Raw genomic sequence first — 11276 nt, forward strand, 5'->3', positions numbered from 1 at the left:
TAGGGGGCTTAAAATTTTACAATAACGTCATCACTAATCCTCGAAAGATTCATGCGTTGTTATATGTTCGTCTAACACAGCAACAATTGACCCGTACCAGTCAAACTGATCACCGCTTCTATCTTCGACAATTTTCAGTTCTTCAACAGTTAGCTCTCTGCCCAGTTCCTGCTGGGCAACATTCTGAACATCTTCAATATCGATAGAATAGAGTATCTTATTTTTTCTCATGGTTGATCAAGTAGCCTGTCCCCATTCCCCCATGATTTATAGGCGCCATAATACAATTCCATGCTGGTGACGATGCTGATTTTAATTCGTACTTCTGCGAGCGCCCTTAATCTCTTTGACAATCTCCTCGGGTGTTCGATTGTCATCCCACGAGCCTGAAAGCTCTAAAAGGGTTCTTGCCGGGGATCTCGCCGACCGGAGATTCTTCTTTCTGGCAAGGTATTCTTTTACCAGGAATATCATCTGTTGACTGACCGACCTGTTTTCCATGGCCGCAAGTTCCTTTATCTGCGCGTAAAGGTTATCATCCATGCTCTTTATCTGTAAATTTGCCACGTCGCTCATCCTCACGTGGAAATGATCCTTGGGAACAGCCGCTGATTTAATTATTTTTCTCAGAGGGTATCAGGCTGCGCAGAATATCCTCCTTACCTATAATTCCAACCAGCTTGCCTTGATCCAGGACAGGCAACGTGTGTATGTTATTCTTCACCATGAGTGTGGCGATGTCTTCCAAACCGGTATCCGGATTAACTGTTATGGGATTAGGGGTCATGGCTTCGCTTGCGGTAATTGCAGTCATTTTCTGTAATTCTTTTTCAATATTTTTAGGGGAGGTTAAGGGGATAACACTATCGAGCAGGATGAAGAAGGAAGGCAGGGGAATCTTTCTTTGCTGGACGATCAGATCAGCCTGGCAGATAATCCCTTTCAGGCACCCCTCTTTATCGACTACGGGCAGACCATTGATGTGGTGTTCTATCAGTAATTTCGCGACCTGAAAAATCTCCGTCTCTGGATAAACCGTAATGACTTCCTTTGTCATAATGTCCTTGGCTTTGAGCATTTACTCTCCCTCCTTATTTTCGTAAGAACCATAGTACCTTTGATTCCCTCTGAAGGCCGGTAATTTTATTTACACATCCAGATTCGATGCGTAGAGGGCGTTTTTATAGATGAATTCTTTGCGGGGTTCCACCTGGTCGCCCATGAGGGTGGTGAATATTTCGTCGGCGATTACCACATCTTCCACCTTTACCTGGAGGAGGGTTCTCTTTTCAGGGTTCATGGTGGTTTCCCATAACTGTTCGGGATTCATCTCGCCGAGACCTTTGTAGCGCTGGATCGTGAGACCTTTCTGCCCCATCGTCGTCACGTATTCCACGAGGGCCGTCATGCTTGCGAGTTCCTTCCGTCCCTTCTCCTCGTCGTCCGTTACCACAATGTATGGCGCCTCGCCCAGGACGCTCACCTGATTGAGCAGGTCCTTGATTTCGATAAATCTCGGTGACTTGAATATCTCCCGGTCGAGGACCGTGGTAAATATCTGCCCCTTCATGCGGTAATCGCAAATGAGCTTATAACTGCTGTGTTCCGGATCAGGTTCCGTGCTGTAGCCTTCGAGTCTTTCCCCGATGGCCATCCTTGTCCGTTTCGCAACTTTCAGAAGAGATTCCTCGCTTAAGAAATCGTTCGGAGAAAAGGCCGGATCAGCGGCGAGGATCTGCATGACCGTCCTGTTCTTGTCCTCTTTCTCAAAACGATCCAAAACCGTTTCGATCCTCATTACCTTCTTGATGAGCCCGAGCAGTCGGCTTCCCGTGAGATTGCTTCCGTTGCCTACGTTGAGGGAAAACTTGTTTACCCCGTTTTCAAGGATGTAATTTTTCATCTCCTCTTCGTTATGAATATAGAGCTCTTTCTTTCGGTCCATTACCTTAAAGAGCGGCGGCTGGGCGATGAAGAGATATCCCCGCTCAATCAGCTCGCGCATCTGCCTGAAGAAAAAGGTAAGAAGAAGCGTCCGGATGTGGAGGCCGTCCACATCAGCATCAGTCATGATGATGACCTTATGGTAGCGGACCTTGCTCACGTCGAAATCGTCTCTCCCGATGCCCGTTCCGAGGGCCGTCACAATGACCTTTATCTCCTCGTTCTGGAGCATCTTGTCGAAGCGGGCCTTCTCTACGTTGAGGACCTTACCGCGAAGGGGCAGGATGGCCTGGTTTTTCCGGTCCCGTCCCTGTTTGGCCGAGCCGCCGGCACTGTCGCCTTCCACAAGGTAGACCTCGCTCCTGGCAGGATCGCGCTCCTGGCAATCGGCGAGTTTTCCGGGCAGGGAGCCGACCTCCAGGGCGCTTTTTCTGCGCGTGAGTTCCTTGGCGCGCCGCGCCGCGTCCCTTGCTCTTGCGGCATCAAGGGTTTTACCGATGATTTGCCTCGCCACCGGGGGATTCTCTTCCAGGTAACTCCCCATTTTCTCATAGACAATCCCCTCAACAAGCCCCTTGACCTCGCTGTTTCCCAGCTTGGTCTTCGTCTGTCCCTCAAACTGGGGTTCCTTCAGCTTGATGCTGATGACGCAGGAGAGTCCCTCCCGGACGTCTTCCCCCCGGATAACGTCTTTCCCGTTCTTTATGAGGTTGTTGTTCGTGGCGTAGTTGTTGATGACCCGCGTGAGTGCGGACTTAAAACCGCTCAGATGCGATCCGCCTTCCGTGGTGTTGATGCTGTTTGCATATGAGAAGATAATTTCCGTGTAGGTGTCATTGTACTGGAGGGCTACCTCCACCTGGCAATCGTCCTTGGCGCCGTCTAAATAGATCGGCTTCTTATGGAGGACCCCTTTGTTTCGGTTAATATATTCCACGAATGAGACGATCCCGCCTTTGTATAAGAATTCACTCTTCTTGCCGTCCCTCTCGTCCGTCAGGGTTATTTTAACGCCCTTATTCAGAAAGGCGAGTTCACGAAGGCGGTTGGAAAGAATATCGAAACTGAAATCAACTTCTTCGAATATTTCATGATCGGGCTTGAAGGTGATCTTCGTCCCCCTACCCTTCGTTTTCCCGACGACAATCAGCTCGTTTGTCGGCACTCCCCTGCTGTAAGACTGACGATAAACATTCCCTTCCCTTCTCACTTCAAGATCAAGGTCCAATGAAAGGGCATTGACGACGGAAACGCCGACGCCATGAAGCCCGCCGGATATTTTATAGCTTTCATTGGAGAACTTCGCGCCGGAGTGAAGCTTGGTGAGAACAACCTGGGCAGCCGAAATCCCCTCTTCCTTGTGCATGTCTACGGGAATTCCCCGGCCGTTGTCATCGACCATCACGCTGTTGTCCGCCCTGATCCTGACCTCGATGGTATCGCAATATCCCGCAGCCGCTTCGTCAATACTATTATCAACCACCTCATACACCAGGTGATGGAGTCCTTCCTTGCCGGTGCTGCCGATATACATGGCAGGTCTTTTCCGAACGGCTTCAAGGCCTTCCAGTACTTTTATACTATCTGCACCATACTGTTCCGTCATGTTTTATTATTCCTTTTACCTCTATTGAGCTTTTAGCGGCATGATAATGCACATATAATCATCATTCCCATCATTTTTTATAACGCCCGGTTTCATCCCCACACCTATTTCAAAGACCACTTTCTTTTCGTCAATTACCTCTATTGCATCAATCAAATATTTAACGTTATACCCTACAGAGATATCCTTGTCATGATAGGCTACTTCAATCTCATCTTTAGCTTCTCCAACATCCGGGTTTGTGGACTCCAACACCATTTTACCATCCGACAATGTAATGATTACTCCAGAGTATCTTTCACTTGATATAACACTCATCCTTTTTAAAGCATGCAGAATTACATCCTTATCAACGGTTACGACTACTCCTTTTTCTGCCGGTATGACCCGCTTATAGTCCGGATACTCAGCATCAACCAGGCTAACCCTTAACATGGTGCTGTTCGTCCTGATGACGCACATACCCTGACGTACCCCAACGAGAATGTCCTCCTCTACATCTTCAATGAGCCTTCTTATTTCATTCAATCCCTTTCTGGGAATAATAATTCCTTTTTCTAACTGGAGAAATTCCTTCTCTCCCATGTCCATATTTGCCATGGCCAATCGATGCCCGTCCGTCGCAATCATTATCAGTCTTTTTTTACCACTTTCATCCATCAACGTTTCAAAAAAGACGCCGTTTAAATTTTTTCTCATTTCATCTCCCGACATAGCAAAAGATGTTTTACGAATTAACCTCTCGATTAATTGTCCTGCAATGTTATAAAAACTCACTTCACTACGATCATCCATAACACTGGGAAAATCATCCGCCGGCAAACCGGGAATTTTATAAATGATCTTCTGAGAGGTTACCGTAACTCTGTGAGTTTCATTTGATTCAAACTGAACTACATCCCCTTCGATCTCTCTAATCATCTCATATAGTTTTCTTGCAGAAACAGTAACATCACCTTCAGTTAAGGTTTCAGCATCGTAATCAGCTACCAACCCGATTTCCCTGTCCGTTGCAACAATGGTAATTTTATTATTTGCCGTTCTAATGAGAATGTTATTAAGGATCGGCATGGTGGTTTTTTTCTCCACAATACTTAGTGTCTTTTGGATACCTTCCAGAAAAGAACTCCTTTGAATAGTAAATTTCATTACCATACCCTCCCTATGATATTTTATATTATATTATATTTAAAATTTGTAGTCGTAGTAATAGTACCTGTTACAATTGTTGATAAGTAAATTTTTTAAGGTAATCCCGTTTATATAGATAGAAAAACAACTGTTCATAACCTGTATGGGTCCGTTGTTAAGCTTTGTTTAGTAATGTCTCTTCAATGTCCTGAATAATTTTTTTTAAGGTTGTATCCTCTTCCAAAGCCTTTTTCATTTTATTATTGGCGTAAATAACCGTTGAGTGATCCCGTCCACCGATTTTTTCTCCGATATCAGGGAACGATGAAGCAGTCATTTTTCGTGATAGATACATAGCAATCTGTCTTGATAAAACAAGGTTTTTATTCTTCTTTTGCGATTTTATATCCGACAATTTAATATTAAGTTTACCGGCTACTGTTTTGAGAATTTCCTCAATGGTAACATCTTCTTTTTCATTGCGCTTAAGAATCTTTTTTAAGACCTCTTTAGTAAGGTTCAGATCGATCTCTTTACCTGTCAGGGAGGAGAAGGCGGAAATCCTTATGAGATACCCTTCGAGCTCTCTGATATTAGATTCCACGTGGGACGCAACATAGTAAGCAACATTGTGCGGGAGAACGACGTTGTTTTCCTGGGCCTTTTTTTCTATAATAGCAATTTTTGTCTCTATTTCGGGTGGCTGAATATCCGCAATAAGTCCCCACTCAAACCGTGATCTTAACCTACTTTCCAGGTTCGGAATATCTTTAGGAAATTTATCACTTGTAACAACGATTTGTTTTCCTGAATCGTGCAGGGTGTTAAACGTATGGAAAAACTCTTCCTGGGTTCTTTCCTTTCCGGCCATAAACTGGATGTCATCGATAAGAAGACAGTCGATGTTTCTGTATTTTTCTCGAAACTTCGGCATCCTGTCATACCGTATCGAGTTGATCAATTCGTTCATAAACTCTTCTGCAGAGACATATACAACATTCATGTCTTTATGGAGAGAAAGTGCATGAAAACCGATAGCGTTCAGCAGATGTGTTTTTCCAAGGCCAACCCCGCCATAAATAAACAAAGGATTATAATTCTTCGCCGGTTGTTCTGCTACAGCGACCGATGCCGCATGAGCAAATTGGTTGCATGGTCCGACAACAAATCTTTCAAAACTGTAATGTGGATTTAATGAATGATTAATCCCTGATCGAACAGACTTAATTGGAGTGCGTGTTTTTTCCGGGTGCTCCCCATGCCGGCGAACTGAACTCTGACTTTTTTTTATTTCCTGAGCGATCTGAAGATCGACTTTTAGGTCGATGCCTGCCAAGGATGTGAGGGTCTCCTTGATGACAGAGTGGTAGTTTTCGATAAGCCAGTCTTTAAAAAACTTATTGGGCACATTCAGAGTGATATTGTTGCCCTCCATAGAGGATATTTTGATCGGCATGATCCATGTCTCAAAGTTTTGTTGACTGACCTTTTCTTTAATAATTTGAAGACTTTTTTCCCAAAGTATATCCAAATCAGCTCACCTTATAAACAGGTTTCTCAACACCTGTTGATACATTGCTTTAAAGAAGAACCCCTTAACTATCTGCGAGGTTCATCAGTAATGTCAACAGTCGATTCATCTCTTCCGCTGTTTTAAACTTGATTTCTATTGTCCCTTTATTTTTATGCCGATGAATATGGGTTTCCGTCATTAACCGTGATGAAAGCTCATTTTCGAGATCACGGAGAAACGGGTCCTTTTTTGGGGGTTTTTTCTCCGCCGGCATCTTTTTAAGTTTTTGAACCAAGCTTTCCGTTTCTCTTACGCTGAGTACCTTTTTAAGTATGACATTGAGGATTTTAATCTGCTCTCCCGGAGTATCGAGCGTGAGAAGGGCTCTCGCATGCCCGGGGCTAATGGTTCTGTTGATGAGGGCAGTCTTGATTTCTTGAGGCAGTTTCAGCAACCTTATCGTATTGGCAATAGTTGAGCGGTCCTTTCCGACCCGTGATGAGAGTTCCTCCTGAGACAAGCCGAATGTATTGATCAGCGTTTGGTAGGCATCAGCCTCTTCAAGGGGATTCAAGCCTTCACGCTGAACGTTTTCTATGAGGGATAGCTCAGCCGCCTCCGAATCTCCGGCATCTCTTACAACGACGGGCACTTCTTTGAGTCCCGCTGCCTGGGCGGCTCTCCACCTGCGCTCTCCTGCGATGATCTCATAACCGGTATCGGATCTTCGTACAACAATAGGTTGAATAATACCATTCTTCTTTATGGATGTTACAAGGCGCCTCTGCTCCCGGTCGTTAAAGTCCCTGCGGGACTGAAACCGGTTGGGAGAAAGCTCTTCAATTCCGCATATTATATACGAGGGCCTTGTGCTGACATCATCAAGCAGATCGGGGAACATGGCCCCGAGCCCCTTACCGAGGGAACTTTTTGGCGGCATCTATATCCTCCCGTTGGTCAGGATTTCTTGTGCGAGTTCCATATAGGAAACAGCGCCACGTGATTTAATATCGTAAAGAATGATGGGCAGACCATGACTCGGACTTTCAGATAATCTGACATTCCTATGAATAATCGTTTTAAACACCTTTTGGCCAAAATGTTTTTTCACATCTTCACTGACCCGATGGGAGAGCGTATTTCTCGTATCAAACATAGTGAGCAGAATACCGCCAAGAGCCAATGAGGGATTCAGCCTCGCTTTAACCAATCTCACCGTATTGAGTAAATATCCAAGGCCTTCCATAGCGAAATATTCACACTGGAGAGGGATTACCAAATAATCAGAAGCAACGAGAGCGTTTACCGTTAAAAATCCAAGAGATGGGGGACAGTCAATGATGATGAAGTCATACGCCGCATCCAGATTCTTCAACAAAATGCGGAGCTTTTTTTCCCTATCTTCAAGAGTTACAAACTCTACCTCTATTCCTATCAGATCTTGATTGGCAGGTACCACATCAAGAAAGGGCAACTGCGTACTAACAATAACTTCTTTCAGGAGAACCTTGCCAATGAGGGAATGATAAAGATTTTTTTTACTGATGATGTCCTTGTCTATGCCCATGCCGCTCGAGGCATTGCCCTGGGAGTCGCAGTCGATGAGCAATGTTTTCTTCTCCGCTGCCGCCAGAGATGCGGCAAGATTGATTGCAGTGGTTGTCTTGCCAACCCCTCCTTTTTGATTAGCTATACATATGATTTTACGCATGATTTAATAGAACATAAAAACATCTTTTACGATCGTAAATTTTGGGGGAACCATAGCATACAATAGCATTTTTGAGAAGGAATATTTCCTTGATCAAGGAAGTTTTTCGTAGATGATAATTTTGCGAAAATCGCCCGTTATGGGCAAGGTTAAATCGTGGCTCGCGATGTATTTTAATCCCACATTTTGGGACATGTCGGCAGCTTCCGTTAGTTCTTCATCTGATCTTTTGCTTTTCATTGCTATTAAGATACCGTTTGGGGAGAGAAAGAATCCTCCAATCCGGAGGAGTTGTGGCAGTTTAAACGTGGCCCTCGATATGACCACTTCAAAACGGCCTCTATAGGTTTCATCTTCCATCAGGCTTTCGACGCGGTTGTTGATGACCGTAATGTCTGTGAGGTTTAAGCTGCGGATTATATGCTTGAGAAAAGAGGATTTTTTACGTGACGACTCGAGCAGGACGACCGTTAATGAATTCGGGGCAATCTTCAAAGGAATACCAGGGAATCCGGCCCCTGAGCCGATGTCGAGAACCTGACCGGTTTTACTTTTGATATAGGGTAACAGCGTCAGCGAATCAATGAAGTGCTTGATGGGTATATCGAGATCTGATCTTACAGAGACTAAATTGATTTTTTTGTTCCAGGTGAGGAGTTCTTTGTAATATGTCTCAAAGAGAACTAACTCTTTTGCTTTGAGAGATATATCTATTGCCATGGCAGCTTGGAACAGAATATCTCTCATTCGATGCTTCCTTTTCAGTTAAACGTAATCCTTCTCCCTCGAGAATTGAGGGAGAAGGAAGGAAATGGAATAATGTTGATATGATATGTTTCTTTAAACAATGATTGCCGCTTTGAATGTTTCGAAGCCGAGTTTGTCTATCATACTGCCCAATCGCTGTTTTGGACTGGCGTGCGATTTGTAATATTCGATGATTGTATCGGTCAGCACAAGAGCCTGTTCCGTGGTAAGATCCCGGGCAAGTTCCTGTGACAATCTGGGATTCACCCCGCCATTGCCCCCGACTAAGACCCGCCAGCCTTTCGGAAAACCGACAATGCCGATATCTTTAATACAGGTTTCAGCGCACTGGTTCGCGCAGCCGCTGACTCCGAATTTGAACTTGCCGGGTACCTGTGCGCCGTGGTATTTCTCATCCAGTTTGAGGCCCAATCCAAGACTGTCCTGCTGACCGCGCTTGCAGAAGGTTGTTCCTGGGCATGCCTTGATACTCCGCACACAGAGGCCGACCGCCGCCCCCGGAGACATTCCCAGATCTGCCCAGACAGCATCAATGTCTTCCTCTTTCAGTCCCACAATCGCGATTCTTGCCGCACTGGTTATTTTCAGTGCTGCCGCGCCATATTTCTCAGCTACGTCGGCCAGTTTGCGCAGCGTTTCGGGGCTGACAACGCCACATGAAATATGCGGCGCCACCGCATAGGTCTGTTTATCACGCTGAATAATTACGCCTTTTTCTCCATCCTGCAGCATTACACGTTTCCTCCATTTATTATTTTTGACGGTTTCGTAAAAAGCCAGGTTCCGTCTAAAATTGTCATTCCTGCGAAAATAGATTCCATGTATTCCCCCCTTTAGAAAAGGGGGGGTGGGGGGGATTTGATAATCGCGTGGAAAATCCCCCTGTATCCCCCTTTTGCAAAGGGGGACCTGAGTGACATGGTTTTTGACACGAGATCATCATTTTTTTTAGGATGCTACTATAGGAGCAAGGCTTCGGTGTGTCAAGGTGGCTTATCTTCGCCCATTCCTTGCAATATTTCATTGCGGTTGTATCAGAGTTCTTCATTCTTTGTTTTTCGGTACATCGCGCGATGCCTGAATTCACCTACAAATATTTAGACTCGGGGTAAAAATAGGTATCGCGATTACCATTCGAAGTATTGGTTTCATTTAGGCTGCTTATAAGGACAATCTTTAAATAGAGCTATTATTTCGTTTCTGTTGTGATCAACGTTTCCAAATGTCTTTTCATATCCCTTTGCTATTTTCATCAAAGTTGAAGGATCATTCTTAAGCTGTCCAGCGAAACACTCCACATAACTGCAATCCACACAATACAATTTTAGACCGTCTATATAAGCAAATATTTTTTCTAATGTATTCAAAAGATTTAATCATCACCTCCTAAGGCTTCATAAGCATCCAGAACATTCTTCATTGCTATCTTCTCGGCTTTAGAAATAACTCTGTCTTTATGGTATGTCGTTCCTTCATTTCTTATCACCGTTTTTTTAGAATTGATTACCGCCTGCACAATTTTATAAATATTATCACCAACCGGCTCATCAGACCATTCCCAGATAGTCGTATAATGGTCCCTCTCAACTTTTAAGGGCATTATCTCAAAAATCTGATTGTCAGCTTTAATAATATATTTTTCTATAAACAACCAATTGCTGCTTGCATACTGCATCTTCAATCTCAGGTATGTGTGCCCACTTATTGACTTGCCTATATACAAATGCATGTTGTTTGTGTTGTTAGAGCTTGGGGTTGATTTATCTGTATACCATGTCACTTTTTCTATCTCATCATGCTTTATTCTCATTTTTGCCAAGGCTTGTTTCTTTCTTTTTTCTTGTTCTTTTTTAACTGCTTGTTCCTTCTCAGCAATTTCTTCCAAAAGCTTTTTAGCATCGCTATACTCTGCATCAGATTGCTTTATAAATGATATATGTTTGCTTGCACCAACGATGTCTTTTTTTTCTACCAAACTTTGTGCTAATTTTAAGTGCTGACGCGCCGTAATTTTTGGTTCTGAAGTATCCATTTTCGTAATGGGTGAAGGTTTTTTTGAAGGTTCTTTAGAAACTTCTGAAACTATAACCGTGATAAGAAGGATTAGAAATAAGATTCCAACAGCAATTAAACACCCAACTTTTTTCTTCAAGATAGTCTTTTTAACTTTTGCCCCACAATTTGGGCATTTATCAGCCTCTGAACTTACAGCCTTTCCACATTCATGACAATTTTGAAGAGTCATCGCGTCTTCCACTCACATTTAAAATTGCATATTGTCCGGTTTTTAAGTCTTTAAAGAAAGAAAAACACAAAAACCCGCTCTTTTTGAGAAACGGGGTCTTACTGATCCATTCATAACAGTCCTCTTTGTTAAAGGGTTTATTCCGTTCAGACCAAATTGAGCCTTGCTTACAAGGTTATCATTTTGAAAAATAGCATTCATGTTCAAACTTACTTTAACTGATCTTCTACAGTTGCCAAAAAATAGTTTTGCGATTACGGACAGATAGATATCCTGAAAAAGTTCTTGGCACCACATTTTGCTCTTTGACAAGAGGTCAAACAAGTCATGATATCTCCCGGATTGTTGGGGGCATGGC

The 11276-nt window shown here is 43.8% G+C and carries 11 protein-coding genes; all 11 read right to left on the minus strand.

The features are described 5' to 3' along the window. Window positions 1-33: 33 nt before the first annotated feature. Window positions 34-231, minus strand: a complete 198-nt coding sequence (locus NTW12_09900; GenBank protein MCX5846648.1) for a hypothetical protein — start codon at window positions 229-231, stop codon at window positions 34-36. An 81-nt stretch (window positions 232-312) separates the two neighbouring features. Then, complete coding sequence (locus NTW12_09905) at window positions 313-567, minus strand: hypothetical protein (GenBank protein MCX5846649.1); 255 nt, start codon at window positions 565-567, stop codon at window positions 313-315. 46 nt (window positions 568-613) lie between these two features. Next, window positions 614-1078 (minus strand): CBS domain-containing protein, encoded by a 465-nt coding sequence (locus NTW12_09910; protein ID MCX5846650.1) that lies wholly within the window; start codon window positions 1076-1078, stop codon window positions 614-616. A 69-nt stretch (window positions 1079-1147) separates the two neighbouring features. Further along, a complete protein-coding gene (gyrB, locus tag NTW12_09915; GenBank protein MCX5846651.1) occupies window positions 1148-3550 on the minus strand; it encodes a DNA topoisomerase (ATP-hydrolyzing) subunit B in 2403 nt (800 codons plus the stop codon). 21 nt (window positions 3551-3571) lie between these two features. Beyond that, window positions 3572-4699 carry a DNA polymerase III subunit beta gene (dnaN, locus tag NTW12_09920; GenBank protein ID MCX5846652.1) on the minus strand — a complete coding sequence of 376 codons (1128 nt, stop codon included), beginning with the start codon at window positions 4697-4699 and terminating at the stop codon, window positions 3572-3574. A gap of 157 nt (window positions 4700-4856) precedes the next feature. Continuing rightward, window positions 4857-6212, minus strand: a complete 1356-nt coding sequence (gene dnaA / locus NTW12_09925) for a chromosomal replication initiator protein DnaA (GenBank protein MCX5846653.1) — start codon at window positions 6210-6212, stop codon at window positions 4857-4859. 64 nt (window positions 6213-6276) lie between these two features. After that, entirely contained in the window at window positions 6277-7134 is an 858-nt protein-coding gene (locus tag NTW12_09930) for a ParB/RepB/Spo0J family partition protein (protein MCX5846654.1), read from the minus strand. Beyond that, window positions 7135-7905 (minus strand): AAA family ATPase, encoded by a 771-nt coding sequence (locus tag NTW12_09935; GenBank protein ID MCX5846655.1) that lies wholly within the window; start codon window positions 7903-7905, stop codon window positions 7135-7137. It lies immediately after the preceding gene. A gap of 93 nt (window positions 7906-7998) precedes the next feature. Continuing rightward, entirely contained in the window at window positions 7999-8652 is a 654-nt protein-coding gene (gene rsmG / locus NTW12_09940; protein MCX5846656.1) for a 16S rRNA (guanine(527)-N(7))-methyltransferase RsmG, read from the minus strand. Between the two features lie 93 nt (window positions 8653-8745). Continuing rightward, window positions 8746-9405, minus strand: coding sequence for an NAD(P)/FAD-dependent oxidoreductase (locus tag NTW12_09945; protein ID MCX5846657.1), 660 nt, complete (start codon window positions 9403-9405; stop codon window positions 8746-8748). A gap of 640 nt (window positions 9406-10045) precedes the next feature. Beyond that, window positions 10046-10918 (minus strand): zinc ribbon domain-containing protein, encoded by an 873-nt coding sequence (locus NTW12_09950; protein MCX5846658.1) that lies wholly within the window; start codon window positions 10916-10918, stop codon window positions 10046-10048. Window positions 10919-11276 lie beyond the last annotated feature (358 nt).

The sequence above is a fragment of the Deltaproteobacteria bacterium genome, from assembly GCA_026388545.1.
In the GTDB taxonomy this organism is placed as follows: domain Bacteria; phylum Desulfobacterota; class Syntrophia; order Syntrophales; family UBA2185; genus JAPLJS01.